The sequence below is a fragment of the Pseudomonas sp. MWU12-2029 genome, assembly GCF_023242425.1.
Classification (GTDB): domain Bacteria; phylum Pseudomonadota; class Gammaproteobacteria; order Pseudomonadales; family Pseudomonadaceae; genus Aquipseudomonas; species Aquipseudomonas kribbensis.
The window spans coordinates 579,800-604,698 of record NZ_JALJDY010000002.1; the positions used below are offsets into that span (position 1 = coordinate 579,800).

General features: G+C 62.4%; 24 protein-coding genes and 1 tRNA gene. 3 read left to right on the plus strand and 22 right to left on the minus strand.

Going from position 1 to position 24,899, the window contains the following annotated elements; genetic code table 11:
• Positions 1 to 128: 128 nt before the first annotated feature.
• Positions 129 to 205, plus strand: a tRNA-Arg gene (locus M5B44_RS07555).
• Positions 206 to 271: 66 nt separating this feature from the next.
• Here the strand turns inward: M5B44_RS07555 and M5B44_RS07560 are convergent.
• From M5B44_RS07560 to M5B44_RS07645, 18 genes are all read right to left on the minus strand, one after another.
• Entirely contained in the window at positions 272 to 541 is a 270-nt protein-coding gene (locus M5B44_RS07560) for a hypothetical protein (protein ID WP_225739936.1), read from the minus strand.
• 20 nt (positions 542 to 561) lie between these two features.
• On the minus strand, positions 562 to 1,197 hold the full coding sequence (locus M5B44_RS07565) for a hypothetical protein (RefSeq protein WP_248738707.1): 636 nt from the start codon (positions 1,195 to 1,197) through the stop codon (positions 562 to 564).
• Positions 1,194 to 1,775, minus strand: coding sequence for an RNA polymerase sigma factor (locus M5B44_RS07570; RefSeq protein ID WP_248738748.1), 582 nt, complete (start codon positions 1,773 to 1,775; stop codon positions 1,194 to 1,196). Before M5B44_RS07570 ends, M5B44_RS07565 begins: the two co-directional genes overlap by 4 nt.
• 29 nt (positions 1,776 to 1,804) lie before the next feature.
• Entirely contained in the window at positions 1,805 to 3,496 is a 1,692-nt protein-coding gene (locus M5B44_RS07575; protein ID WP_248738708.1) for a vWA domain-containing protein, read from the minus strand.
• 88 nt (positions 3,497 to 3,584) lie between these two features.
• Positions 3,585 to 4,145, minus strand: a complete 561-nt coding sequence (locus M5B44_RS07580) for a YbhB/YbcL family Raf kinase inhibitor-like protein (protein ID WP_085712643.1) — start codon at positions 4,143 to 4,145, stop codon at positions 3,585 to 3,587.
• A gap of 103 nt (positions 4,146 to 4,248) precedes the next feature.
• On the minus strand, positions 4,249 to 4,779 hold the full coding sequence (pgaD, locus tag M5B44_RS07585; RefSeq protein ID WP_119428556.1) for a poly-beta-1,6-N-acetyl-D-glucosamine biosynthesis protein PgaD: 531 nt from the start codon (positions 4,777 to 4,779) through the stop codon (positions 4,249 to 4,251).
• Positions 4,776 to 6,131 carry a poly-beta-1,6-N-acetyl-D-glucosamine synthase gene (gene pgaC / locus M5B44_RS07590; RefSeq protein ID WP_248738709.1) on the minus strand — a complete coding sequence of 452 codons (1,356 nt, stop codon included), beginning with the start codon at positions 6,129 to 6,131 and terminating at the stop codon, positions 4,776 to 4,778. The genes pgaD and pgaC overlap by 4 nt, the downstream gene beginning before the upstream one ends.
• Before the next feature lies 1 nt (position 6,132).
• Positions 6,133 to 8,130 (minus strand): poly-beta-1,6-N-acetyl-D-glucosamine N-deacetylase PgaB, encoded by a 1,998-nt coding sequence (pgaB, locus tag M5B44_RS07595; protein WP_248738710.1) that lies wholly within the window; start codon positions 8,128 to 8,130, stop codon positions 6,133 to 6,135.
• Positions 8,131 to 8,142: 12 nt separating this feature from the next.
• Complete coding sequence (pgaA, locus tag M5B44_RS07600; RefSeq protein ID WP_248738711.1) at positions 8,143 to 10,626, minus strand: poly-beta-1,6 N-acetyl-D-glucosamine export porin PgaA; 2,484 nt, start codon at positions 10,624 to 10,626, stop codon at positions 8,143 to 8,145.
• 258 nt (positions 10,627 to 10,884) lie between these two features.
• Positions 10,885 to 12,396, minus strand: coding sequence for a YdgA family protein (locus tag M5B44_RS07605; protein ID WP_248738712.1), 1,512 nt, complete (start codon positions 12,394 to 12,396; stop codon positions 10,885 to 10,887).
• A gap of 199 nt (positions 12,397 to 12,595) precedes the next feature.
• On the minus strand, positions 12,596 to 13,231 hold the full coding sequence (locus tag M5B44_RS07610; RefSeq protein ID WP_114880957.1) for an NADH:ubiquinone oxidoreductase subunit N: 636 nt from the start codon (positions 13,229 to 13,231) through the stop codon (positions 12,596 to 12,598).
• Positions 13,232 to 13,324: 93 nt separating this feature from the next.
• On the minus strand, positions 13,325 to 14,767 hold the full coding sequence (locus M5B44_RS07615; RefSeq protein ID WP_248738713.1) for an efflux transporter outer membrane subunit: 1,443 nt from the start codon (positions 14,765 to 14,767) through the stop codon (positions 13,325 to 13,327).
• A complete protein-coding gene (locus M5B44_RS07620; protein ID WP_085712635.1) occupies positions 14,764 to 15,648 on the minus strand; it encodes an HlyD family secretion protein in 885 nt (294 codons plus the stop codon). The genes M5B44_RS07615 and M5B44_RS07620 overlap by 4 nt, the downstream gene beginning before the upstream one ends.
• Positions 15,645 to 15,854, minus strand: coding sequence for a DUF1656 domain-containing protein (locus M5B44_RS07625; RefSeq protein ID WP_007957657.1), 210 nt, complete (start codon positions 15,852 to 15,854; stop codon positions 15,645 to 15,647). The genes M5B44_RS07620 and M5B44_RS07625 overlap by 4 nt, the downstream gene beginning before the upstream one ends.
• Entirely contained in the window at positions 15,851 to 17,914 is a 2,064-nt protein-coding gene (locus M5B44_RS07630; protein ID WP_248738714.1) for an FUSC family protein, read from the minus strand. The genes M5B44_RS07625 and M5B44_RS07630 overlap by 4 nt, the downstream gene beginning before the upstream one ends.
• On the minus strand, positions 17,911 to 18,339 hold the full coding sequence (locus M5B44_RS07635; RefSeq protein ID WP_248738715.1) for a MarR family winged helix-turn-helix transcriptional regulator: 429 nt from the start codon (positions 18,337 to 18,339) through the stop codon (positions 17,911 to 17,913). The genes M5B44_RS07630 and M5B44_RS07635 overlap by 4 nt, the downstream gene beginning before the upstream one ends.
• A gap of 383 nt (positions 18,340 to 18,722) precedes the next feature.
• Positions 18,723 to 18,968 (minus strand): DUF2789 domain-containing protein, encoded by a 246-nt coding sequence (locus tag M5B44_RS07640; protein ID WP_065257452.1) that lies wholly within the window; start codon positions 18,966 to 18,968, stop codon positions 18,723 to 18,725.
• Between the two features lie 129 nt (positions 18,969 to 19,097).
• Positions 19,098 to 19,559 (minus strand): aminoacyl-tRNA deacylase, encoded by a 462-nt coding sequence (locus tag M5B44_RS07645; protein ID WP_085712631.1) that lies wholly within the window; start codon positions 19,557 to 19,559, stop codon positions 19,098 to 19,100.
• Between the two features lie 173 nt (positions 19,560 to 19,732).
• Between M5B44_RS07645 and M5B44_RS07650 the strand changes: the two genes are divergently transcribed.
• Both M5B44_RS07650 and M5B44_RS07655 read left to right on the plus strand, forming a co-directional pair.
• Positions 19,733 to 20,284, plus strand: coding sequence for an NfeD family protein (locus M5B44_RS07650; RefSeq protein ID WP_248738716.1), 552 nt, complete (start codon positions 19,733 to 19,735; stop codon positions 20,282 to 20,284).
• Between the two features lie 2 nt (positions 20,285 to 20,286).
• Positions 20,287 to 21,045 (plus strand): slipin family protein, encoded by a 759-nt coding sequence (locus M5B44_RS07655; protein WP_114880952.1) that lies wholly within the window; start codon positions 20,287 to 20,289, stop codon positions 21,043 to 21,045.
• Here M5B44_RS07655 and M5B44_RS07660 read toward each other — a convergent pair.
• Genes M5B44_RS07660 through M5B44_RS07675 form a run of 4 tightly spaced genes read right to left on the minus strand, consistent with a single transcriptional unit; the run spans position 21,011 to position 24,858 of the window.
• Positions 21,011 to 21,985, minus strand: coding sequence for a sulfotransferase family protein (locus M5B44_RS07660; RefSeq protein ID WP_248738717.1), 975 nt, complete (start codon positions 21,983 to 21,985; stop codon positions 21,011 to 21,013). The genes M5B44_RS07655 and M5B44_RS07660 overlap by 35 nt on opposite strands.
• Complete coding sequence (locus M5B44_RS07665; RefSeq protein ID WP_248738718.1) at positions 21,973 to 22,758, minus strand: aspartyl/asparaginyl beta-hydroxylase domain-containing protein; 786 nt, start codon at positions 22,756 to 22,758, stop codon at positions 21,973 to 21,975. The genes M5B44_RS07660 and M5B44_RS07665 overlap by 13 nt, the downstream gene beginning before the upstream one ends.
• On the minus strand, positions 22,755 to 23,360 hold the full coding sequence (cysC, locus tag M5B44_RS07670) for an adenylyl-sulfate kinase (RefSeq protein ID WP_192559451.1): 606 nt from the start codon (positions 23,358 to 23,360) through the stop codon (positions 22,755 to 22,757). The genes M5B44_RS07665 and cysC overlap by 4 nt, the downstream gene beginning before the upstream one ends.
• Positions 23,344 to 24,858 (minus strand): TolC family protein, encoded by a 1,515-nt coding sequence (locus tag M5B44_RS07675; RefSeq protein ID WP_134825080.1) that lies wholly within the window; start codon positions 24,856 to 24,858, stop codon positions 23,344 to 23,346. The genes cysC and M5B44_RS07675 overlap by 17 nt, the downstream gene beginning before the upstream one ends.
• Positions 24,859 to 24,899 lie beyond the last annotated feature (41 nt).

Sequence of the window (24,899 nt, forward strand, 5' to 3'; positions counted from 1 at the left end):
CCACGAGAGCGTTTTGCAGGACGTTACAGCCTTTTGGAATGCGCCCTCGCTCGACACAAGCACTGACAATGAGCCGGCAAAAACCGGCATGGACGCCCCGAGCCGACCTAGGTATGATGTCGCCCGCTGCACCAGTAGCTCAGCTGGATAGAGTACTGCCCTCCGAAGGCAGGGGTCGTGGGTTCGAATCCCGCCTGGTGCGCCATGAACAGAAACGAAAAAGCCTCAGGCCGAAAGGTCTGAGGCTTTTTTGTGCCTGCTGGTTGGCGAATCACTCCGTCGTCCAGTCAAACTCGTCGTATTCATCATCGTCTTCGTCGTCCTCGATCCACTCATCATCAAGAACGTCGTCCTGCAGATCTTCTTCTGCCTGCTTGGCCAGAAGAAATTCCTTGCGACTCTCCGTCACAGCTCGCCGCAGTTCCTCACCCTTCACCGGGCAGTTGAGCATTTGGGCGATGCGGTCGATTTTTTGGGCCACGGCATCCTCCAGCGCATCGGCAATGCCCCGATAGTGCGCGTTTTTGCGGGGCAATGCCAAATGGCTGGATGATCAACCGGTCAGTTCTGGCGGATTTGTTCGAGACGCAGGTCCAGATTCACGCTCGGATAACGCTTGTGCAGATTGTTGTACAGCGTATCCGCCGCTTGTGATTGACCGGATTCGCGCAGGCGCAGGACTTCGCGCAGTTGCTTGTCGAGGCCATTGGCCGGGGCGGCGGCGCGTTTGCTCACTATGGCTTCGTCCGTTCTGTCGGCGCTGATCGATTCGCTCTGCATCGGCGCGGCCATTTCCGCCATTGGTGCAGGTGCAGGTGCAGGTGCAGGTGCAGGTGCAGGTGCGGATAACGCGCCAGCAGGTGCTGATAATGTCCGGGATTCGATGGCCTCTTTACGAGCCAGTGGCGCAGCAGGTTTGGCGGCAGGGGCGAAATCGTAATGAGCCACGGGTTCCGGGGCGCGATGCACCAGCGACAGCATCAGCGCGATGCCGACCAGACTGGCGAAAGCCACCTGATAACGCGGCGTCTGGCAGACCTTGAGCCAGCGCTGCCATACGCTCGGTTTCGGTGCCAGGACCTGGCGATGCGCGGCGCTGATAATCAGCGCATCGAGATGCGCCGGCGGTTCGGCGTTGTGCTGTTCGCGCACATGTTTGAGCAGTTGCTCTTCGGGTGTCTGGCGGGTGTCCGTCATGTCAGTACCTCCTCGGCCAGCAGCCGACGCAGTTTTTGCTGGGCGTAGCGCAAGCGGCTCTTGACGGTTTCCAGCGGTGTTTCGGTGAGGCTGGCGATTTGCGCCAGGTCTAGGTTGCCGTGGGCGCGCAGCAGAAACACTTCGCGCTGGTCGGCGGGCAAGGCTTTCAGAGCGCTGTCCAGGCGCTGACTGTCGCGACTGAGGCTCAGCAGTTGTTCGGGGTCGCTCGCATCGTCACTGACCGCATGGGTCTGTTCGTCGTAGCTGTCATGCAACGGCTGATGGGCGCCGTGTTTGCGCCAGTGATCGATCAGACGGTTGCGGGCAATCTGGAACAGCCAGGTACGAAAAGTCGCCCGACCTTGTGGCTGACTGCCGCTGCGGATCAGGCTCAGCCAGGTTTCCTGATACACCTCTTCGGCCAGCTCCGGCTTGCCGCTCAACCCAAGCAGAAACCGGTACAGGCTCTGGCGGTGGCGGGCGTACAAGATCTCGAACGCCTTGCCGTCGCCCTCGCGATATCGGGCCAGCAGCGATTCGTCGCTGCTGGTCTCAAGGCTGTCTGCGCTGGCAAACAGCTGGCTGATAAACCCCTTCAGGCGGCTCACTATTCAATCCGTCGCTCGGTCGGCATCGTGTTGGAGGCGGTCGAAGTCCGCAGGCTCTGGGCCAGTTCCACCAGTTGCACGAACTCGTTACGCAGGCCGAAGCGGTCATCGCCACGGGCACCTCGGGCCAGCGCTTCGGTGTCCTTGAGGCTGAAATCACCGGTGTAGCGGCCGTCCTTGAGTTGCTGGGAAAACGCAGCGACGGCGGCGGCAAAACGCAGGTCTTCACTGGCGGGCGCAACCTGACTGGCAATCGGCCGTTCGATCAGCAGACTTTTCCCACCTTCAGGCTTCTGATATCGCACACGCAGCATCGCCAGTTCTCCTTTCTTCTCGGAAACCACTGCATCGGTTTTTCCGTAACGCAGTGGCTCCAGCCAGCCCTTCTCGCCTGTGGGGACAATTTCATACAGCGCGGTAACCGTATGGCCTGCACCGATCTCACCGGCATCGACCTTGTCATTGCTGAAATCCTCACGCTTGAGTGCGCGGTTTTCGTAGCCGAGCAGCCGGTATTCACTGACCTGCGCCGGGTTGAATTCCACCTGTAACTTGACGTTTTTCGCCACCACGGCGAGGGTCGAACCGAGCTGATCCACCAACACCTTGCGCGCCTCGCGCAGGTTGTCGATGTAGGCGTAGTTGCCGTCGCCGGCATCCGCCAGTTGTTCCATCAGATGTTCATTGTAGTTATCCACACCAAAACCCAGGGTGGTCAGGGAAATCCCGGTCTTGCGTTTATCCACAGCCATTTGCTTGAGGCTATCGAAGTCGCTGACGCCGACGTTGAAGTCACCGTCGGTGGCCAGCAGGATGCGGTTGATGCCTTTGGGCATGAAGGCTTGTTGCGCCATTTGGTAGGCCAGCTCGATGCCGGAGGCACCAGCGGTCGAGCCTCCCGCAGTCAGCTGCTCGATGGCTGTGCGAATCTTCGCTTTTTCCCGCCCGGAAGTCGGCTCCAGCACCACTCTGGATTCGCCGGCATACACCACCAGCGAAACGCGATCCTGCTCGCGCAGTTGATCGACCAGCAGCTTCAGGGTGCTTTTGACCAGCGGCAGCCCTTCGCGACGGTCCATCGAGCCGGACACATCCACCAGAAACACTAGGTTGGCCGGGGCCAGCTCCGCCACGGCACGATCGGAGGCCTTGATGCCAATGCGCAGCAGGCGGGTATGTGGGTTCCAGGGAGAAGCGGCCAGTTCGGTGGTCACGCCGAATGGCGATCCGTCAGTGGGCAACGCATAGTCATAGGGAAAGTAATTGACCATTTCCTCCAGCCGCACCGCGCCTTCCGGCGGCAGGCGCCCCTGATTCAGCAGACGGCGGACGTTGGCGTAGGCGCCGGTATCCACATCGGCACTGAAGGTCGAGACGGGCGTTTCGGCGACGCTGTGGATCGGGTTATCGGCCAGGGTTTCGTACTGCTCGCGCGGCTCGGCGCGATAGTCCTGTGGATAACTTTCCCCGGCGGGCATCGGTGCAAAACTGGCCGTCGGCGCCGCCAATGCACTGCGCTTGGCCAAAGAGTGATCGGCCATGACCCTCTCTTGTTGCGCTACGGGTTTTGAAGAGGGCTGTGCCGGTGGCCGCACGGCGGCGGATTCCGGGCTGGAGGAAATGCCGCAACCGGCGACGGCCAACAGCACACCGGCAGCAAGGGGTCGCAGAAGCATCGAAGGAAGAGACATGGGGGCTGACCTCGAGGAAGAATTGATCCATTCAACCTCTGAGACGGACAGCCCTTTCAGTTCGGGTTAAACGCCGCCGACATTATTTTCAGCGGTGATAACGCCGCACTGCACTGCTGTTGCGCAGCACATGGCCTTTGATTTTTTCCAGCAGTTGGGCGCGGGTCAGGCCGGCCGGCAAGGCGTCGGGGGCCAGGTCCAGGGCGTAAATCTGAATGATGTAGTGGTGCGCGCTGTCGCCGGTTGGCGGGCACGGGCCGACATAAGTGGTCGTGCCTTTGCTGTTGGTGCCGCCCAGGCCTTCGAAAGTCGGCTTGGTGCCGCTGCCGGCCGGGATCTGCCGGGTCGTGGCCTTGATGCCGTAGTGAACCCAGTGATCGACGCCCAGGCCTTTCTGGCCGTCCGGATCGTGCATCACGATGGCGTAGCTCTGGGTGGCGGCCGGGCCGGCGTTCCAGCTCAGCGCCGGAGACAGGTTCTTGCCGCCGCAACCGGCGGCGTCACTGGCTGCCGCCGCGGTGAACAGACGGTTGTCCGAAACACCGGGAATGCTGAGGGTGAAACGCTCCTGGGCCTGCGCCGGAAACTGCACGCAAAGGGCGACGGCAACGGCCGCCAGCCAAGGGTTGAGAGAGGTCAATCGGGTCATTCCGGGAGCACCTTGTGCAGTTGGGCCGTCTTCGGCCTGCAGACTATAGCTGTACCGTTCGTGCCGTGGCAGTAGCAAATGACGCCCATTGGTATCACCGCGCTTACAGACGGTTCGTCGGCTCACGGTTATCGTCGTCCTCGGCATGCAGAAAGATCACGCGTGGATGCTCCAGCGGCGCCAGCGGTGGCGGCAGCTCCGCCGGCTCTACCGGCCACAGGTGCGGCACCACATGACTGACATCACCGTCCTGATTGTTGTGGATGGTAATGACGCCCGGGCTGCGCAGCTTCTGCAGGCGGTCATCGCACAGCTTGAAGCTTTTGCTCAGGCCGTCATCGTCGACCACCGGCGCGGCCAGACGACGCTGGGCGAAACTTCGGCTCTTGCGCTGTTGATAACGGGCCCAGGAAATCAGGATCACGGCATTGACTAGGGCCACCCACAGGTAAACCTGCAAGGTCCCCAGCGCTTCGAACGCCGAGTTGTCGATACGCGGCCCGCCGGCGTGGGTTTCAATCAGCGGCCACAGCCCGCGCACCAGCAGATACAGCAGGCCGACCCAGGCCAGCACCGTGAGGATCACGTCGATCACCACCAGGAATGGCCGCTGGCGGGTCCGGATGATTTTCATTTGATGACCTCCTCTTCGTCGTCGCTCGCCGGTTTGATGCCCCGGTCAGGGCTGACCCAGCGCGCACGCTTCTGATGCTGGCCGAACAGCACCTTCGGAAAGCTGACCAGCGTGGTCAGCAGACTGATGAACCAGAACACCAACGGATACCAGACCACCCAGAACATGGTTCTGCCCAGACCCGGCTCATAGCGTCGGTCGATGATGATGCTGACCGCGAACTGCACCAGGCAGACAAACGCCAGCAACAGTCCGGTGAACGCCGGCGGCATCAGGTGATGCACGGCAATGGCTTCGGGCATGACCATGAACTTGCCCATCCCCCAGAAGATCACCGACAGCAGGAAGGTGAACGCCCAACCGGTCGACAGGCAGTATTCGAACAGCAGTGGCCACAGGTAACGGTGACGGTACTGCCAGATCCCGCGAATATTCTTGAACAGCACTTCGGCACCGCCCTGGGCCCAGCGCAGGCGCTGCTTCCACAGGCCGCGCAGGGTTTCCGGCATCAGGATCCAGCACAGGGCACGGGGCTCGTAGAAGATGCTCCAGTGGTCCAGTTGCAGTTTCCAGCTGATGTCGATGTCTTCGGTGATCATGTCCGGGCTCCAATAGCCGACCCGGTTCAGCGCGGTGCGGCGGAACGCGACGATCACACCGGACACGGTGAAGATCCGCCCGAACACCCGCTGGGTGCGTTTGATCAGCCCGATGATCGACGAGAACTCGCCGACCTGAACCCGCCCGACCAGCGTCGAACGCGTGCGGATCCGCGGGTTGCCGGTCACCGCGCCGAGCCGCGCATTGTCGAGCATTGGCGCGACAAGGTAAGCAGCGGTGTTCGGCGCCAGTAGCGCGTCACCGTCGATGCACACCAGATATTCACTGCGCGCCGCAATGGCGCCCATGCGCAGGGCCACGGCCTTGCCCTGGTTTTCCGCCAGGTGCAGCACCCGCAGCCGTGGGTCTTCCTTGGCCAGCGCATCCAGCACTTGCGCGGTGTTGTCCTTGGAGCCGTCGTTGATCGCGATGACTTCGATGTTCGGGTAATGCTGGGCCAGCGCCGCGTGAATGGTGTCGGCGGCATTGTCGCCCTCGTTGTAGCAAGGGATCAGGATCGAAATCAGCGGTTCGCCTTCCAGCGGCGGCGGCAGGGTGTCGTCCTTCCACGGCCAGTGCCGCTCCCAGTGCAGCCAGAAATACAGGCCGCCGGAAATCCACAACCCGGACATGAACAGCGGGTAGAAGAACACGAAGTCCATCAGGAATTGCCCGGTGACCAGGAAGATCAGCCCCAGCGGGACGCCGAGGACGATCGCCAGAACAAGCAGGGCCAGCAGTCTATCCAGCATGTCATGGGTTCCATTTGTTGGAGAGCGCAGGCCGCACGGTTTTCAGGTCCGGCAGGTTCTCGAGGAAGTTGTCCGGGTAGTAGCCGAAACTCGTCGCGCCCTGACGCTTGAGACGGCCCATCCAGTCGGCCAGTTGTGCACCGTCGATGTCGGCCTGGTCTTTTTTCGTCCAGTCCCGGGCCTGCAATTCGAACACCGTGCGATCCAGCGCTCCGGGGCGCTGCTTGATCTTCGCCACCAGGTCTTCCAGCCACGGGCCGGATTGCGCATGGGTCTGTTTTTCCATGAGCGGCATGGCCATCGGCGCCGTCCAGTCGTAGCTCACGAGGAAATCGTCGAGGTTCTGCGCGAACCACGCTTCGCTCTCGGGGTTGAGCACCGGCTCGGCGAAGATGTTGCGCGCAGTCAGCACCTGCGGGCCCCGGATCGCCCGGACCTTGGCGGTCAGTTCGTTGGTGAAGTCGATCAGGTAGCGGCTCTTGAACCGGGTCCAGCGCTGCATGGCCGCCGGATCGTCACGCAGGGCGGCAATCGAGCCCGGCAGACCGTGGGCAACATAGGCCTTCAACGCTTCGGGGCTGGCGTCCTCGAAATCCGACAGCACGGCGTCATCGTGGTAAAGGATGCCGTCCACCGAGGTCAGGCGCGCCACGTCTTCGTAGATCTCACCGATGATTCGCCGCACTTCAGGATCGAACGGCGACAGTCGCTTGTACTGATCCGGATCGACCGACGTGGTGCCGGTCTTCGGGTCCCAGCGGGTGACTCGTGGCAGCTTCGAATCCAGCGCAAAGCTCAGCACCGGCATCCAGGCGAACACTTTCACGTGAGCCCGGGTACGCAGCTGCCAGGCGACACGGTCAAAAATGTCGGCACGCACCGGCAAGTGGCGGTTGGGGAAATACAGCGAATGCACCAGACCATCGCCTTTCGGATCGGCGAAGGCTTGCAGGAACACGGTGTTGGCGCCCATGTCGGCCATGCGCTGGATCAGCTTGCCGAGGTTCACTTCCTGCTGCGCCGGATCCGGGTCATAAACGTTGTCCAGATCCACGTGCACCACGCGCATGGCGAAGTCCGACTGCACCGCGACGATGCTGTTGGCGAAATGCTCGCCGTCCGGGTCAGACGCAACGAGGAACCGTGGGCTGCTCATCAGGTTGTCGAGGGCATCGAGGCCGTCGTCGAGGGTCAGGGCCATTTCGTAGCCCTGCTCACTCACCACAGTCAGCGAAGTGCCGTCCGCCGTGCCGTAAGGCCAGACCCAGACCCGTGGCTTCTTGCCGGTGGCCTTGCGGATTTTTTCCGAGATGGTGGCCACGTCGGTGCGGATCCGCGCCTGGAAATCCGCCTCGGATTCATAGCGTTTGGTCACCGGATCGTAACGACGGGTCGCGGCCGCCGGCTGCATGTTGCCTTGCGGGTTGGCGAGGATGCCTTTGTGGCTGGCGTCGGTGTGGGCGGCGATTTCCACCAGGCCGGATTGCGAGATTTCGCGCACCTGATCCCAGGTCAGGAAGTCGGAACGCGGACGCATGGCGCCGGCAAAATCCACCGGCTGATTCAGTGGTGTGTCGATCCAGACGCCGACCGGTGCAAGCAGCGCATGCCAGTTATAGGCACGCAGCACCGGCAGCACGCGGGTATAGAAACTCGAATAGCCATCGTCGAAGCTGAGCAGGATGGCTTTGGGCGGCAGTTCCGGCCCGCCCTTGCGCGCGGCCATGATCTGATCGACCGTCACCGGCTTGTAGTTGTTTTCCCGCAGCCACGCCAGTTGCTCGATCATGCGCTCGGTGCGCACCGCCACCACGGCCTGATCGGGATCACGATCCTCGACGTCGTGATAGGCAATGCCCAGCACGTGGTTTTTCGGCCATGGTTTTTCATTGGCCGCCAGCGGACGCTCCGACGGCGGCGCGAAGGCCGGGGCTTGCTGGGCGCAGGCGCTGACCAGCAGCACTCCCAGCAGAAGGATGAAACGCGAAATAAAAGGCATCTTCAAACTCTTCTAGAAGCGGAAAGTGAGGTCGACGAGCAGACGCAGATCGGTTTCCCGATCACCGTCGTAGGGCCGGTTGATCACACTGAACAAACCGCCCACCTCGAATACGTCGTTCCAGGCATAACGCTGGCCGTAGCCGAGCATCGCCATGCCGCCGGTGCCGTGGTCACGCTGGCTGTACGTACCCGCACCGGCCTGGAACTGCTGGCTCCAGGAGGTTTCGTAGCGGTGGTAGAGCACGTGGTTGACGTTGACCGTCGGCATCACGCTGAAGTCCGCCTTCGGGTTGTAGTAAGGCACGTCTTCGGAATTCGAGTTGTGGCTGGTGCTGACCTCCAGACCGGCATCGACCTGCACATGAGTCGTGCTGTAGACGCCCTCGCGTCCGGTCAACAAGGCTTCGACGCGGTTGTTGCCGTCGCTGAAATGCGAGGGGCTGACCGACAGTTTCCACTCGCGGCTTTCGTTGGCGCGCCAGCGGATGAAACCGCTGCCGCCGTTGGCCTTGATGTTGCTGTTCAACGCGCGCAGCGGGGTGTCGGCCGACAGGTATTCAAGACTGCCGCCGTACTGCCAGTTGTCGTTGATGTCCCGGGCAATCGCCAGACGGGCACCCTGCTTGTCGCCATAACCGTAGGAATGGTTGGAGACTTCCGCTTCGAGGGTCATGTCACGGGTGCGTCGCTCCAGACCGACACGCTGGAAGCGGTGGTTGCCGGTGCCTTCGGCGAAGTCGCCGGTGGCGTAACCGATCCCGGCAAACACCCGCCAGTCTTCATCGATCGGCGGGCTGTACAGCGTGCTCTGGATGCCGAAGTCCCGGCTGCCGCTGACTGCGCCGGCATTGCCACCGCTGCCGCCATTGGCCTTGCCGCCGTAGGCTTCGACGCGCAGCTCGGACATGTCATGCACTTCACGCTCACGGGCGGCACGCTGGACTTGACGGTTGTCCGGGAAACGCTCGACGACGTCGTCGGTCAGGGCATCCATCTGCCGCCATTCCTGAAGGGTCATGGCGGTACGGGCCTGAGCGACTTCCAGGCCCATGTCCCGGGGCACCATGCTCTCGACTTCCTTGAGCTGACTTTCCGCACGACGGGGCCATTGGCGGGCCAGGTACAGATCGGCCTGGGACAGGCGCAGGCCGACGTTGCCCGGCGCTTGATCGACCAGCGTCTGCAAGCGATCCTCGCCATGGGGCAGGTCCGCGCCGTAGGTACCGGCGGCCTGGGCCGACAGCAATTGGGCGTCCATCCAGTCGTCGCTGGGGTTGCCGATCGGCAGGCCCTTGAGTTCGACGCGCGGTTTCTCGTTTTTGGCCAAGTCTTCGGCGACCTTGCGTGCTTCTTCGGCACGGTCGCTTTCCAGCAGCGAGTAATACAACGCGGTGGTGTCTTCAAGGCGATCACCGGCATCGGCGTCCGGTGCCGAGAGCACCTGGCGATACAAGTCGGTGGAAACTTCCGGTTGCCGCTGATCCAGATAGGACGCGGCCACCCAGCGCAGGGCGTAGGTCGGAATCTTCACGCCTTCGGCTTGCAGCTTCTGGTATTCGGTGATGACGTCGGCGGTGCGCGCCCGGGCCTTGAGGGCGCCCATGCGATCGATGCGCCAGCGGGTCACGTCATCGTGGGCGCTGGCGTCGGGGGTCCAGGTGGCGAGCAGCTTGTCGTAGTCGGCCAGTGCGCGGTCGGCGATTACATAACGTTCTTTTTCGCTGCGGGTGGCGAATTCGGCGAGGCGCACACGTTCGGCGGCCAGATCGCCTTCGAGGCGGCGTAGCGTTACCGGATCGATCAATCCCGGACGCTGGTTGGCCAGGCGCAGTGCAGGTTCGGGCAGACGGGCCTTTTGCAGGGCCACCACGTATTCACGGGCGACTTCCGGTTTGCTGCCGGCGCGAGTGAAGGCCTGATCGTATTCGAACAGTGCGTCGTATTGTTTGCCGGCGCGGGTCAGGGCATAGCCCAGTGCGAGGCGGCGGGAAGGATCGTCAGGCTTGACGGCAACCAATGCCTTGGCGCGGGTCACGGCCTCATCGGGTTTGCCGGAATCAGCCTGGGTCAACGCCAGACCCAGTTGCAGGTCGGCATTGTTCGGTTCCAACGCCAGGGCCTTGTTGTAGACCTCGGTGGCCTGATCCCAGCGTTTGAGATTGCGATAGGCCCGGGCAGTGGCAGTCAGGGCCTGAACAGGCAGGACACGGTTGCGGCCCTCGGTTTCATAAACCTTGACCACTTCGGCATCGAGCCCGGCCCAACTGGCAATTTGCAGGTGATCGCTGACCTGCCCCGTGGTCGATTGACCCGGTGGAACCTGACGCAGCACGTTCAGTGCAGGCGTGGTTTGCCCGGCACGCGCATCACGCACCATCTGATCATAGGGCGTATCGGCCAGCGCCAATGCGGGCCAGAGCAACTGGCTGCACAGCGCGACTCGAAACAAAGGGCGTAGACCACGATGTAATACAGGAACATCAATACGCGGCATTCGTCAGCATCCTTACATGGCCAGCCGGGTAGCTACGCCCCCCCTTGCCCGATTCGTGACGGAGGCCAAGTCGGTATCACTCGGCCAAGCTAATCCAAGCAGTCTTGCACGCAAGCGTAGACCAATATTCAGAACACAATATTTGTTCAGATTCGTGACCGAAAACGCGGGGGCTCGCCGCAAACGCAGATTCCAGACAGCAAAACGCCCGGCGTTTGCAGAAGGCAAAGGCCGGGCGCTGCGGTGTTGCGCGGGGTTTTACTGTTCCTGGCTGACGCTCACGCCAGCGAATTTGCTCATCAGGAAGCCGACGAATTGCTCTACGGTCATCTTCTGGCCGTTGAACTCCACCTGATTGGCGGCGTAGTGCAATTTGGTCGTCACATTAGTGCCGTCCAGCGTTGCCAGCTGCGAACCCACAGCCATGCCGGAGAACATGTCGGCGGCGGCGCTGGCCTGGTCAACAATGGCTTTGGCGTCGGTCTGACCGTCGATCTGGGCCTGCACGCTGAGCAGATCCACCAGCATTGGCTTGGATACCTGCACATTGAGGTCCAGCAGGGCGATCATCTGTTTGCCCAGTTGATCCGGTGGCAGGTCCATCGAGGCCGGTTTGGTCAGGTCGAGCACCAGGTTGGCGCGGCTTTCACCGTTGGCGGTTTTCAGCGACAGGTCTTCCAGCGCCAGTTGCGGGCCGGCGGCCAGCAGTTTCTGCATGTCAGCCTTGACCTGGGCGGACTCGGCTTCGGTCAGGTTCAGCTCGGGCGCCGGCAGGCCGGCGGCGGTGGCTTCGGCGGCGGCTTTTTCGTACGGCTGCAGCTTGGTCTGGTAGATCTGCATCAGCGACAGGGCCGACGGAATGTCGAGATTCTTCAGGCTCATGGCCAGGTTGGCCGAGCCGATTTTCTTGTCGTTGAGGGTCACTTCGCCGATTTTGTAGTCGGCACGGCCGGAGGCGTTGCTGCCGTTTTCTTCGGTGAGGTTCTTCATCTCGAAGTTCTTCACGCCCAGCACCAACTGCTTGGCGCCGAAAGTGGTTTTGCTGCTGGTCAGCTCCAGCGTGTTCTCACCGGTGTAATAGCCGTAGCTGCTCTTGTTCAGGTTGCTGGCCAGGGTCAGGCCGTTGAGTTCGATCTGCACCGGCGCCTGGTCTTCAGCCACGGTGGTCAGGTGCAGGCTGTCCATGTAGCCGTTGGCCTTGACCTTCTGCGCCTGGGCGCTGGCGGAAATGTCCATGTTCAGACCGGAAAACTTCAGGCTCGACTTGTCATCCAGCGCGGTTTCCAGCGGCAGCAGTTCGAGGTTGCCGGTGGTGGACTGGTCGTAGCCGATGTTGACCACACCCTTGAGTGGCGCAGCGCCCTTGGTGGCGGCGAACCATTTTTCGGTGACCGGAGTCTTCTCCAGCTCGTAGTGACTGGTGGCCATGACCGGCAGCCATTTCAGCGAGACCAGACGCGAGAACGGCAGCGGGCCGTGTTCGATGTGGTCGACGAACAGCAGCTCGACCGGCGCTTCACCGAACATCTCGCCTTCGCCCTTGAGGCGATAGTGCGCGGTGCTGCTGAAGGTGTGACGCTCCAGCGATACCAGCTCCAGCGACGCGCTGCCGTTGGAACCGGCCATGGCGGTCTGCAGCTCTTTGTTGGCGTCGACGACGGCGTTGTTGAGCACGCCTTCAATCTTGGTGCCTGTATACCAGGCCCCGCCGACGCTGATGGCGCCGATGGCAACAACGATTCCGAGAAGCACGCCTGCTGATTTATTCATGAATGACCTGATCGATTTCCGTGGCTGAATGTATGGTCGTCTTCCGTGAACCCGTGACCGGGCCGTGGTTCGACTCCGCTGAATTTAGCGGTGGAGATTAGCACTGGCCGCGCAGGGCGGCCCAATGTTTAAAGGTTAAAGAGTGTCCACGGGACATGGACAAACAAAAAGATCGCCGGGTTCGGCGATCTTTTCGGGATCAGGAATATTGGACCTCGATCTCATCGAGCTGATGATCGAAGCTTTTCAGGCGTGCGGTCCAAGTGTACACGAGCACCTCGAAATCCCGGTCGATCACCGCCCCGCCCGGCCCGTCGCCGCGCGGATCACAGAAATCCAGTTGATAACGCTCGCGGGCCATGGCCGTGGCCACATCGGACAGTTCACGGGCGTTGTTCAGCCAGTGCCAGCCGTCATCGGCGACTTGCCTGTCGAGCTCCAGACACTGTTTTTTCAGGGCTTCGAGGCTTTTTTCCAGCGGGGTGCCGGTCAGTTCGCCCATGACTTCGGCGAAGGTGCGTCCCGGTTGCCAGTAGCTGCCCCAGAAGTAGCGGTCGAACACGGTTTCGACTTTGCGCAGCGCGACTTTGGTGTCCCAGATCAGCAGCAGCGTCTTGCTTTGCTCAAGCTGGCGTTTCTTGAGCTTTTGCACTTGCACCAGCGACCAGGCCACCACCACGATCGCCATCACCGCGATCAACGCGGTCGCGCTGTCGAGGAAGACCATCGCCTTGTCGATCTGATGGGCCAGCATAATGCCGTAGAAATAGGTGGCAGACAGCAGCACCAGTGCGACCAGGGCGCACCAGAAGCCGAGAGCGTAAGGGTTTTTCATTATTGGTTTCCCCTAGACCTGCGCTAGCAATGTGCACTGAAAAGGCGCCTTGCTCAGGGCGCCCCTCCAACACTTCAAAGCATAGCAACGGCCTCAGGGTTTGCTGGCGCTCGAGGCTTGCGTTCGTCCGCTTTCCCAACCGCCGCCGAGGGCGAGGAACAAATCGATCTGGCTCATGGCAACCTGGGTGTTGGCGGCGGCCAGTTGCGCGGTGACATCGGTGTAGGTGCGGGTGGCTTGCAGGTCGGCGAGGAACGACTCGCGGCCCGCCTGGAAGAAGCGGTGAGTCTGGCCAGCCGCCAGCTTCGCCGACTGCTCGGCATCGGCCAGGGCGTCGCGGCGTTGCAGCAGCGCGGTGTACTGAGCCAGGCCGGTCTGGGTTTCGCGGATGGCGTTGAGCACCACCCCGTCGAAATGCGCCAGCGCGCCCTGGGTCGAGGCTTCGGCTTCGCGGATACGTGCCCGGGCGCCGTTGGTCGGCACCTTCCAGCTCAGCGACGGGCCAAAGCCCCAGCGGTTGGTCGACGGGTCGCCAAGGTCGGAGACAATGCCGACGGTGCCGATGGTCGCGCCGATGCTGATGTCCGGGTACAGCTCGCCGGTGGCGATGCCGATCCCGGCGGTCGCTGCCGCCAGTCGACGCTCGGCCTGGCGGATATCCGGACGGCGCTTGAGCAGTGCAGCGCCATCGCCGACCGGCACCAGTTGGGCGATTTTCGGCAGTTCGGCGCAGGTCGCGGTGCCGGCCGGCAATTGCTCGACCGGTTTGGCCAGCAGCATCGACAGACGGAACAGCCCGGCCTGACGCGCAGCCTCATAACGCGGCAGGTCGGCGCGCAGGGATTTGAATTGGGTCTGCGATCGGGTGACCTGGGTTTCGTCGCCGCGCCCGGCATCGCGCAGACGCTGGATCAGCGTGGTGCTCTGGGATTGCAGGTCGAGGGAATGCTGGGCGATTTCCCGCTCTTCGTTGGCCGCGCAAACCTGGGTGTAAGCCCGGACCACATCGGCGACCAGGGTTATGCGCGCGGTGTCGGCGGCGGCCTGGGTCGCGTCAGCGTTGGCTTTCGCCGCTTCGATCCCGCGCTGCAGGACGCCCCACAGGTCGAACTGGTAGGACGCGCTGATGCCGATGTCGGCGACGTTGGCCACCGGGACTTTCTCCGGCAGCAGGAATGCCTGACCGGATTCCTGCAAGCGCTGGGCGCCCATTTTCACGCCGCCGCTCCAGCCCCCGGCCGCCTCGGCCTCATCGACCTGGGCACGGGCCCGCGACAGGTTCGCCGCCGCCACCCGCAGATCGGTGTTGGAGGCCATGGCCTGCTGCACCAGTTGGTCCAGACGCGGATCGCGATACAACCGCCACCAGTCCGCCGGCACGGGAGTAGAAACAACAGGCTTGCCGGCCACCGCCAGATCGCCCTGAAAATCCTTGCGCTGAATCGCCGCGTCACCCGGCAAGTGATAGTCCGGCCCGACCATGGAACAGGCCGACAACATCACGCCCAGACCGGCGATCATCAGGGCCCTGCTCATTTCGCGGGCTCCTGCTGATCATCGATGATCGACACCGTGGCGGTACGCCCGGCGATCATGCGGAAGTCTTCCGGCACGTCGTCGAAGGCGATGCGCACCGGAATCCGCTGCGCCAGACGCACCCAGCTGAACGCCGGATTGACGTTGGGCAGCAGGTTGCTGCCGCTCGAACGGTCACGGTCTTCGATGCCGGCGACGATGCTTTCGACATGCCCGCGCAAACGGGCGCGGTCACCGATCACACGGATATCCACCGACTGACCGATGTGGATGCCGTCGAGTTTGGTCTCTTCGAAGTAGCCGTCGATGTGGAACGAGTTGCTGTCCACCACCGACAGCACCGGACGTCCGGCGGTGACGAACTCTTGCGCGCGCGGCGCACGGTCGTTGACGTAACCGTCCACCGGGCTGCGGATCACCGAGCGGTCGAGGTTGAGCTGGGCGCTGTCCACCGTCACCAGCGCTTCGGCCAGTGCCGATTGCGCGCGAGCGACTTTCGACTGGCTTTCTTCCAGCTGTTCGGCCGGCACCAGATTGCCCAGGCCACGGTTACGCTTGGCTTCACGCTGGGCCTGAGCGAGGGTCTCTTCGCGGTCGGCAACGGCTGCCTTGGCCTGACGCAACGCCAGTTTGAAACGGTCCTGATCGATGCTGAAGAGCACCTGGCCACGTTTCACCAACTGGTTGTCCTTGACCTCGACCTGCTGGATCAGCCCGGACACGTCCGGGGCAATCTGCACGATGTCGGCACGGATGTGGCCGTCGCGGGTCCAGGGCGCGAACATGTAATACATCACCATGCGCCAGACCACGACGACGGCGAAAGCCACGATCAGCAAGGTCAGCATCACGCGACCGATAGTCAAAAACGGTTTTTTCATGTCATCAGGTATCGACTGAGTGAGTCCACGCCGTACAGCATCACGGCGTAGAGGGCCACGTTGAACAATGCCCGGTGCCAGACCAGACGGTAGAAATGCAGGCGTGTGAGCACGCCGTGTACCAGCACGAACAGCACGTAAGTGATGCCCATCAGCACCAGCAGGGTCGGCAGGAAGATGCCGCTGATGTCCAGGTCACCGATCATAGGGGCGCTCCTTCGGGCAGCGGTTCTTCGGGCTCGGCACTGGAGACGAATTCGACGCCGGGCAACAGCGCCAGACGCAAACCGCTCAAGGCGTGCAACAGGTGTAGTCGGGTTTCTTCATCGCCGTGGCCGTTGAGCGCACGACGGGTGCGGTCCATGGTCATCAGCAAGGCGCTCGGCGCCGGCAGGCGTTCGCCGGCCTTGAGGCAGGCGCGGAAATACTCGCCGACCTCGGCCACCACTTGCTGCAGCAAGACATTCGGCGCACCGGTCACGCGCGGGGTGTAGGCCAGCAGATCGAGCAGGTTCAGCCCTACGCGCACTTCGCGCATGGCGATGCCGGTGTCCTGACCGGTCAGCGCCAGGCGCGGCAGGTGCTGCATCAGGCGGTCGAGCAACTGCACGCCCAGTTGTCGGTGCTCGGCGAGGTTCGCCGGTTCAGTCATGCTGACGATGTCTTTCCAGCTGAAACGGGTCAGGCGCTTGGCCGCCAGTTCGGCGCCGAACGGCCGGGCGATCAGGGTCCAGATGAAAGCGAACAACAACCCCAGCGGACCCGCCAGGTTGGAGTTGGCAAACGCGAAGAAGTCGGCGTCGTAGGCGCCCTGGATGCTGATGAACGACGAGGTGTTGACCAGTGTCAGCAACATGCCGAGGTAAAACCGTGGCTGCACCGTCAGCGTACCGACGCAGATGAACGGGATGGCAAACGCCAGCACCAGCATCGGGAAGTCGTGCAGGTTCGGCAGCACCAGAAACAGGTACAGACTGGCGAACAGCACCGACATCCCGGTCCAGAAAAAGAACCGGTAGATCTGCGGTGCCGGGTCGTCCATCGAAGCAAAGAAGCTACATGACACCGCCGCCAGAATCACCGCGCTGCCGCCGTCGGTCCAGCCCAGCAGAATCCACAATGTCGAGGCGACGATGATCGCCAGAATGGTCGACGCCACCGAATACATCATCAGCCCACGGTCGAGGAACGGCGTCAGACGACCGAGGCGCCAGTGGCGGTAAACCGCGCGCCAGCTGTCCTGGCGTTCGCACAGGATCGCGTCCTGCAGACTGCGGCAGTCCTGCCACAGATCGATGAATTCGCCAAGACGGTACAGCGCGTTGGAGAACAGCAACTGTTTGCGATCTTCCAGGGCTTCGGCGCTCGGTTGCAGGGCTTCGAGCTGATCCCGCAGGGCTTGCCAGCGGTCGAGATCGGCGTCTTTGTAGCCGAGCCATTCGCGGGTGGCAGTGAGCAGCGGCGCGAACTTTTCCACCAGTTCCGGCGTGCGCCGTTCGAGGGCGTAGAGCGAATCCTCCAGCGCATCGATCACCGGCAGCAGATGAATCATCCGCCCGCGCAGTTCCTTGGTGTTGCGCACCGTCTGCGGCCGCGCGCCTTCGTGCGGCAACTGGCCGATCATCAATTCCAGGCTGTTGAAACTGCCGACCATGGCCATGCGCAAGGCAGTGACTTCTTCGGGGTTCACGTCGCGGCTGAGGAATTTCAGGCTGTAGGTGGTCGCATCAGCAAACCACTTGCTGACTGCATCGTTGAACACCGGCGCCAGGCGCCGTGGCCAGAACATCGCCCCGACCACGGCAGCGACCGCGATGCCGAGGAAGATCTCTTCAGTCCGCGCCTCCGCCACGTCCCAAACCGCCAGCGGGTTATCCACCACCGGCAGGGCGATCAGCGGCAAGGTGTAGCCGGCGAGCATCAGCGCGTAGTTATTGGCGGTGCGCAGATGCAGGGACAGGAACAGCAGAATCCCGGTCCACAACGCGATGACCACCACCAGCACATACGGGCTCTGCACGAACATCGGCACGAACAGCACCGCCGCAGCGGCGCCGAGGAACGTACCGATCGCCCGATACAGCGCCTTGGAACTGGTCGGCCCGAGGAACGGGCTGGAAACGATGTACACCGTGGCCATCGCCCAGTACGGACGCGGCATCTGCATGAGCAAGGCGATGTACAACGCGATCATCGACGCCGCGAAGGTACGGATCCCGTAGAACCAGTCCCGGGCCGGAGGAATGCCGGAAAAAAAGCCGTTCACGGATGGGTCACCGCTGGCGGACTGGCCGCTTCGAAAGCCCTCAATACTCGAAGCGTAGCTTCCAGATCACTCCGGTCGATGCCTTCGAGCACTTCATGACGCAGACGCACCAGCTCGCCTTCCACCGCCTGCACCAGTTCGCGGCCGGTGTCGGTCAGGCTCAGGCATTTGGCGCGGCGATCCTGCGGGTCTTCAGTGCGGCAAACGTAGCCGGCGTGGCACAACTGATCGAGCAGCCGCACCAGCGAAGGACTCTCGATCCCCGCCGCCTGCGCCACCTGCACCTGATGCACGCGCTCCCCCAGCCGCCCGATCATCAACAACGGGACGGCGCAGGCTTCGGAAATACCATAGTTGACCAGCGTGGTCTGGCAGATCTTCCGCCAATGCCTGGCGGCTACCACCATGGCACTGCTGATGTTCATCTGGAGAGCGTCGAGGGTATTCGGCACGAGGGAATGCACACACTGTTAGTTTGCTAACTATCAATATGGCATTGGAGGGGAAATTCAGTCAAGTTTTGAAACAAATTGCTTTGAGCACAAGAAATGCCCCTCGTTGAAACTGCGCCGACACCGACACCCGAGAGCACTGCACCATGACGATGAAGTTCACGACCGAGAATCCGAATTCCGAAGAACATCCGATTGAACGTCTCCCCGATACATCTGCGTACACGGTTTTTTTAGAGCGAAAAGTCAGCATCGCCCGTGAGTCAATGGCCTCCGGAATCGGTTTATCCAATCTTGAGGTTGAAGCGAAGTTCTCTTCCCTGAGAGCTATGACTACCAAGGAATAGGTCCGATGATTACCCCGCCCGCCCCTTCCTCAACATCACATCCAGCTGATCCACCACCTCCGCCCAATCCGCATCGTCAAGAATCTCGTCCCGCAGGAAATCCGCCTGGCTCTTGGTCCAGAAAAACGCGTCGCACAGGTGCAGTTCGGGTTTGAGCGGGGAATGGGCGGCGATGAACTGGTCGATGCTGACCGGGTCGTTGGGCAGGCCCAGTTGTTTGAACAGGGATGGGAGGCTATGTGTCGGATTTTCCATTGTTCTACTCCTTCGAAGACTCAGTGGATAAAAACATTTCGCGAGCAAGCCACATTCCCACAGATTCATTGCAGAACCTGTGGGAGCGAGCCTGCTCGCGATTGGCGTCGGCACAGACGCTGAAAAAAACTACTGACTCAACTCCCGCACCTGGGCATGGGGCACCATTTTCAGGAACTCGGGCATGCTCATGTGCAGCAGGTTGTTGTGGTTGCCGGCCTCCAGGTAAATATCTTTCTGCCGGGTCACCAGCGGGTCGATGACCATGTCCAGCCCGTAGGAGTCGCCCAGTGGCGGCACCGCGCCGCGTTCGCAGTCATCGAACAGGTGCGCCAGGGTGCTTTCGCGGGTGATCTGCCACTCGCCGCTGGTGCGCACTTTGCTCAGGTCCAGATGGCGGCTGGCGGGCAGCACGGCCATCAGATAATGCCCGTGGTGGTCGTCGAGGATCACCGATTTGGCCACCCGTTCCGCCGGAATCCCCGAAACCCGCGCCGTTTCCAGGCTGCTGCTCGAGTGCGGATGGGAGACGACGTCGTATTGGCATTGCGCCCGGGTCAGGCTGCTTTGCACTTTTCTTGCCATACGCATGATGCACCTCGGTGCCCGCCGACGCTGCGCGGCAGACAATGATGAACGTTGTTCCTGTTCTGGAAAGTCTAGTCGGGCAAGCCGCGTATGAAGGTAAATCCGCCCACTGGCGACGCTGGAACTGATCAGAATTCCTCCGACCGCAGGCTCAACTAGACTGATAAGAGAACCCCATGACTCTCCCGGAGGGTCACGTGAACATCCGTCGCTGTGCGTTTGTCCTGTTGATGCTGCTGAGCGGATCGTCCCTGGCTGCGGACATCCCGTTGCACGCCATCGATCCCATCGGCCTGTGGCTGATCACCCTGGGCATCGTGTTCCTGATCGCCGAAGCCGCGCTGCCCAATTACGGCGTGATCGGTTTGGGCGGCATCGTCATGTTCGTGATCGGCGCGCTGATCCTGAGCAACGCCGAACTGCCGGTGCCGATGATGATCGGCCTCGGGCTGGTCAGCGCACTGCTGCTGATCGCGTTGCTGGTTCGTGCCCTGAGGACCCGGCCGCGACACCCGGTCAGCGGCGACGCCGGCCTGGTCGGCAGCGTGACGGCCGTGACCGTCGTGGAGTCGCCGGACACCCGCAATGGCTGGGTGCAATTGCAAGGAGAACGCTGGCAAGTGTCGAGTGCCACGCCGCTGCACGCCGGGCAACCGGTGCGGGTGGTCGGGCGCAAGGGCTTGTTGCTGCAAGTGGCCGCGGCTGACGCGGCACCGCTCGGAGAGTGATCATGGGTCTGCAAATCGGTTTTGTCGCGCTGCTGCTGTTGCTCATTGCCCTGGCCGGCTCGACGTTCCGCATTCTGCGTGAATACGAACGCGGCGTGGTGTTCCAGCTCGGGCGCTTCTGGCAGGTCAAGGGGCCGGGGCTGATCCTGTTGATTCCGGTGGTGCAGCAAATGGTCCGGGTCGACCTGCGCACCATCGTCCTCGATGTGCCGCCGCAGGACGTGATCACCCGCGACAACGTCTCGGTCAAGGTCAACGCGGTGCTGTATTTCCGGGTGCTCGATCCGCAGAAAGCGATCATCCAGGTCGAAGATTTCCTGGTGGCCACCAGCCAACTGGCGCAGACCACCCTGCGCGCGGTACTCGGCAAGCATGAACTGGACGAACTGCTGGCCGAGCGCGAACAGTTGAACATCGACATCCAGCAAGTACTCGATGCCCAGACCGATGCCTGGGGCATCAAGGTCGCGAACGTCGAGATCAAACACGTCGACCTTAACGAATCGATGGTCCGCGCCATCGCCAGACAGGCCGAAGCCGAGCGGGAGCGGCGAGCCAAGGTGATCCACGCCGAAGGCGAATTGCAGGCTTCGGAAAAGCTCATGCAGGCCGCCGAAATGCTTGGTCGCCAACCCGGCGCCATGCAATTGCGCTACATGCAGACCCTGAGTTCGATTGCCGGTGACAAGAGCTCGACCATCGTCTTCCCGTTGCCGATCGAATTGCTCAAGGGGATGGCGGATCTGTCGGCCAAGTCGTGAGTGCGCGCAAGCGTTCCAGCGCTTCGTAAGGTGCTCGCGCACAACGTTCCACTCGCGCCTGCAACAGCGGGGAAGCTTCGCGGCGTTTGCTTTCGCCATCGGCGACAAACGCCTGTGACGGCTGTTTCGCATGTTGTGCCGAGCCTGCCATGGCGCGTTCACATTGCGCGGCATTCAGCTGGAAAAAACCCGCTAAACGTCCCGTCATCGCCTCGGGCAACTCGTTGTAATTGACCGCCAGTCCGCCGAAATCAGCGCAGTGCAAGCGCGCCGCCTCCAGCAGACGTCCGAGCCTGCGGGCGATGAAATCTTCGCGCCCCTCGAATGGCAGGTCGTCGTCCAGCACGCACTCGCCAAGCAGGCCGGGCACCATGTGCATGCCCGGGCGACGCAGATGTGAAACGGCGATTTCCAGTGGGTCGCGATAGACAAACAACCACGGCGTATCAGGGAAGCACTCGTGAAGCAGAGGCCACTCGCCGATGTTCCAGGCGTCGAGCTTGATCACCAATCGTTGCTCCATCCCGCGCCGGCGCTGACCGTAGGCCGAGAGCAACCCGGCAATGGCCACACGGCGTTCGATGGCGGGCAGATCGCTGCGCAACAAGGCATCGAGGGGCGGTGGTTCCGAGATTACGATGTGATCGTCGAGGCGGGCGAGCATCTGGCTGATCAGCGTCGATCCGCAACGCGAGGCATGCAGGATGAAGGCGCTTGGCGCCAGGCCGGGGCTGAGCGCCTGCCAATCCGTGAGTGCCGACAACGGAGTTTGCCGGCGAAACGCCTGATTGAACGGCAACTGCAGCGCCTGCTCCACCGCCTCCCGAAAAAACGGCTGATGCAGCGGCGTGTCGCCAAACCAGCACCAGTCCACCTGCCATTGACCGGCACTTTTCCAGATGCGGATCGGCAGCCAGCCGTCGAAATTCAGGCTCGCCATTGTTCGTTCCACGACCGGCGCCCGTTGCGCATCGCTGCGTGCAGTTCTTCCCGGGAGAATGACAAGCCGCGCTCGGCGGCCAGCGCCAGTGTCTGGCTGATGAACGCTTCGGGATCGCGCAACGCCTGCAGGGTCGCCGACAAGGTAGGATCCGCGATCAGCAGACGCTGAAAACACTGTAGCGCCGAATCTTCGGCATCAGGCTGCGGCGTACTCGGCAAACCGTCGGCAATCATCTGCTCCAGCCAGGCGCCGGGTCGGCAGTCGAGGACCAGATGAATGCGTGCCGCGCTGTCGCGATTGTCGACCCGGTGCGGACGTGCAAGATCAAGAAACCAGCACTCGCCCGCCGCCATCGGCATGCGCAGTCCATCGAGCCAGAAATCCACGGCGGGCGGGCTGAGCAATGGAATATGCAGCCGCAGGTCGGCGTCCGGCCCGTCAAGATCGTAATCACGATGCTCGTGAATCTGCCCGCCGGACCCGAGTCGCAGCAGCCGCGCACTGACGATCTCCAGCGGCAGATCCTGCAGCGCCTGCTGCCAGCGGCGGTCGTTCAGCCAAGGGGCACGCTGCACCGGCTCGGCGGTGCCGGGGGACAATTCGGTCAACGCATCGGCCGCGGAAATCAGCGCCACGCCACTCCAGTCGCCGGCGAAATAGGCCGTGTTGAAATGCCCGCGCCATGCATCGTGTTCAATCGCCGCCAGCGCTTGTAGCAGCAGCGGCAGATCCACCGTCACCGGCAGCCGCGAAAACGCCGGCCGGCTCATGTCCTGGGCAACACCGCGGATTCGCCGAGCCAGGTCAGCAAGCGGTCAAGGCAGGCCTCGACCGTCAGCGTTCCGGTATCGAGTACCAGCGACGCCTGGGCCGGCGGCTCGTAAGGCGCCGACACGCCGGTGAACCCGGCCAGCTCGCCGCGTCGCGCCCGGGCGTAATGCCCTTTCGGATCACGCTGTTCGCACACCGCCAGCGCGGCGCTGCACCAGACTTCGCGATAGTCATCGCCCAGGCGTTGGGCGAACACTTCACGCAACTCCACCAGCGGCGCGATCATCGCCAGAATCACGATCTGCCCGTTCTCCACCAGCAGCGCCGCCAGTTCACTGGCCCGGCGGATGTTTTCCAGTCGGTCGGCATCGGTGAATCCCAGATCGCGGTTGAGCCCGACGCGCAAACCGTCACCGTCGAGCACCACACTTTGCAGACCTCGCTCGAAGAGTTCGGCATGCAGCGCCTGAGCCAGGGTCGATTTGCCCGCCGCCGGCAAACCGGTCAGCAACACGGCCGTGCCGCGATGGCCATTGCGGGCCTCGCGCTGTGCACGGCTGATGCTGGCGGTCGGCGCCAGCACGTCACTTCGCGGGGGCATGGGCCACCGGCACCGAAATATCCCCCGACGCCCACGCCGCTTCGCGGTTGGCCAGCGCCGTGGCGATCGACTGCACTTCGGTCGACTGCACCTGATCCGGCAGCGGATCGAGCCCGGCACTGGCGAAGATCTGGCCATAGGCATTGCGCAGATCGGCGTAGGACAGGTCACGGCGCAAGTCCGCCTGGAGGTTGTTCAGTTCACCCTGGATCAGATCCAGTTCGCCGATGCCCGCCGCCTGATGACGGTTGCGCAACTGACCGACAATCTGCCCGTCGATGTCCGACAGTTGCTGGTTGGTCTTGAACTGACGCAGCGCCTCCTGATAGTTGGCGTTGGCCACATACAACTGCGCCAGCACCGCAATCGACATGGCCTGACGGCGTGCGGTGGCGACTTCTTCGCCGGCCTTGGCCACATCAATGGCGGCCGGGGCGGAGATCACGTTGAACAGGTTCCAGGTCACCTTCACGCCGTAATCGGCCCAGCGGTCGTTCACCAGGAACGAGTTGCTGTCGTAATGCCCGCCGGCGGAAAACTCCAGGCCCGGCAGCATGCGCAGCATGGCCTTGCGGGTTTCGGCGGCGCTGATTCGGGTCTGGTAATCCTGCTCGCGCAGTTCCGGGCGGCTGGTCAGGGCTTCCTGTTCCAGTTTGGCGATATCGACCTTGAGTTCCGGGATCTGATAACCATCGTCGGTGGCCAAGGTCAGATTGGTGCCCATCGGCAGGTTGATCAGAGTCGCCAGCTCGGTCTTCGCCAGTGACAGCGCGCGGCGCTGCTCTTCCAGTTGCCGGGTGGCTTCGATCAGCGAACGCTGGTAACCCAGGGACTGCACCGGATCGCCGATGCGCTGTTCGCTCATGCTTTCACTGTTGCGCCGCGCAGCATCGACCCGCGCCATCAGGCTGTCGATCTGCTTGAGCAGACGTTCGGCCGCCATCGCTCGCCAATAGGCCGAGCGCACGTCCTGAACGATGGTGTTGATCACCTTGCGCCGGCGTTCCTGAACGATCAGACGCTGGTCGCCCTGCTGCTTGGCGTTGATGTAGCTGACACCGAAATCGAGGACGTTCCAGACCATGGTCAGGTCGGCGACGTTGCGGTCGCGGTCCTGGGAGGTCGACGGTTCCAGGGACTGGGTGCCGGTGCGCACGCTCTGGCTGCTGGAGGCGCTGACGTTGTTGCGCCCGACGTAGCCGGCATCCAGCGCCATGCGCGGCAGCATGTCGAAACTGGCGAGGTCGAGCTGCCGTTTGGCCAGCGCTTCCTCCATGATCTTCAAGCGACCTTCGAGGTTGTATTTCACCGCACGGGCCATGGCCTGGTGCAGGGTCAGCGGACCGCGCAACGGTTCCTGGCCCTTGTACATGGTCTGCAGGTCCGATTTGGCCCGTTGTTCGCTGACGCTGCGTTCGATCGGTTCACTGGTGACTGCACATCCGCTGATCGCCAGCGCCAGCAGGCTGGCGCCGAACAGTTTCTGACTTTTCTTCATCCCTGGATCGCCCCTAGGTCCCGCACATATTGAGTTGTTGT

What these genes read in the sequence shown, in the direction of transcription:
- M5B44_RS07650 (WP_248738716.1), top strand. Translation starts at nt 19,733, where the DNA reads ATGACTCTCCCGGAGGGTCACGTGAACATCCGTCGCTGTGCGTTTGTC.
- pgaB (WP_248738710.1), bottom strand. Translation starts at nt 8,130, where the DNA reads ATGCCTTTTATTTCGCGTTTCATCCTTCTGCTGGGAGTGCTGCTGGTC.
- M5B44_RS07575 (WP_248738708.1), bottom strand. Translation starts at nt 3,496, where the DNA reads ATGTCTCTTCCTTCGATGCTTCTGCGACCCCTTGCTGCCGGTGTGCTG.
- M5B44_RS07655 (WP_114880952.1), top strand. Translation starts at nt 20,287, where the DNA reads ATGGGTCTGCAAATCGGTTTTGTCGCGCTGCTGCTGTTGCTCATTGCC.
- pgaD (WP_119428556.1), bottom strand. Translation starts at nt 4,779, where the DNA reads ATGAAAATCATCCGGACCCGCCAGCGGCCATTCCTGGTGGTGATCGAC.
- M5B44_RS07645 (WP_085712631.1), bottom strand. Translation starts at nt 19,559, where the DNA reads ATGCGTATGGCAAGAAAAGTGCAAAGCAGCCTGACCCGGGCGCAATGC.
- M5B44_RS07610 (WP_114880957.1), bottom strand. Translation starts at nt 13,231, where the DNA reads ATGAAAAACCCTTACGCTCTCGGCTTCTGGTGCGCCCTGGTCGCACTG.
- pgaC (WP_248738709.1), bottom strand. Translation starts at nt 6,131, where the DNA reads ATGCTGGATAGACTGCTGGCCCTGCTTGTTCTGGCGATCGTCCTCGGC.
- M5B44_RS07565 (WP_248738707.1), bottom strand. Translation starts at nt 1,197, where the DNA reads ATGACGGACACCCGCCAGACACCCGAAGAGCAACTGCTCAAACATGTG.
- M5B44_RS07635 (WP_248738715.1), bottom strand. Translation starts at nt 18,339, where the DNA reads ATGAACATCAGCAGTGCCATGGTGGTAGCCGCCAGGCATTGGCGGAAG.
- M5B44_RS07640 (WP_065257452.1), bottom strand. Translation starts at nt 18,968, where the DNA reads ATGGAAAATCCGACACATAGCCTCCCATCCCTGTTCAAACAACTGGGC.
- M5B44_RS07580 (WP_085712643.1), bottom strand. Translation starts at nt 4,145, where the DNA reads ATGACCCGATTGACCTCTCTCAACCCTTGGCTGGCGGCCGTTGCCGTC.
- cysC (WP_192559451.1), bottom strand. Translation starts at nt 23,360, where the DNA reads ATGCCCCCGCGAAGTGACGTGCTGGCGCCGACCGCCAGCATCAGCCGT.
- pgaA (WP_248738711.1), bottom strand. Translation starts at nt 10,626, where the DNA reads ATGCCGCGTATTGATGTTCCTGTATTACATCGTGGTCTACGCCCTTTG.
- M5B44_RS07605 (WP_248738712.1), bottom strand. Translation starts at nt 12,396, where the DNA reads ATGAATAAATCAGCAGGCGTGCTTCTCGGAATCGTTGTTGCCATCGGC.
- M5B44_RS07615 (WP_248738713.1), bottom strand. Translation starts at nt 14,767, where the DNA reads ATGAGCAGGGCCCTGATGATCGCCGGTCTGGGCGTGATGTTGTCGGCC.
- M5B44_RS07665 (WP_248738718.1), bottom strand. Translation starts at nt 22,758, where the DNA reads ATGAGCCGGCCGGCGTTTTCGCGGCTGCCGGTGACGGTGGATCTGCCG.
- M5B44_RS07675 (WP_134825080.1), bottom strand. Translation starts at nt 24,858, where the DNA reads ATGAAGAAAAGTCAGAAACTGTTCGGCGCCAGCCTGCTGGCGCTGGCG.
- M5B44_RS07660 (WP_248738717.1), bottom strand. Translation starts at nt 21,985, where the DNA reads ATGGCGAGCCTGAATTTCGACGGCTGGCTGCCGATCCGCATCTGGAAA.
- M5B44_RS07620 (WP_085712635.1), bottom strand. Translation starts at nt 15,648, where the DNA reads ATGAAAAAACCGTTTTTGACTATCGGTCGCGTGATGCTGACCTTGCTG.
- M5B44_RS07625 (WP_007957657.1), bottom strand. Translation starts at nt 15,854, where the DNA reads ATGATCGGTGACCTGGACATCAGCGGCATCTTCCTGCCGACCCTGCTG.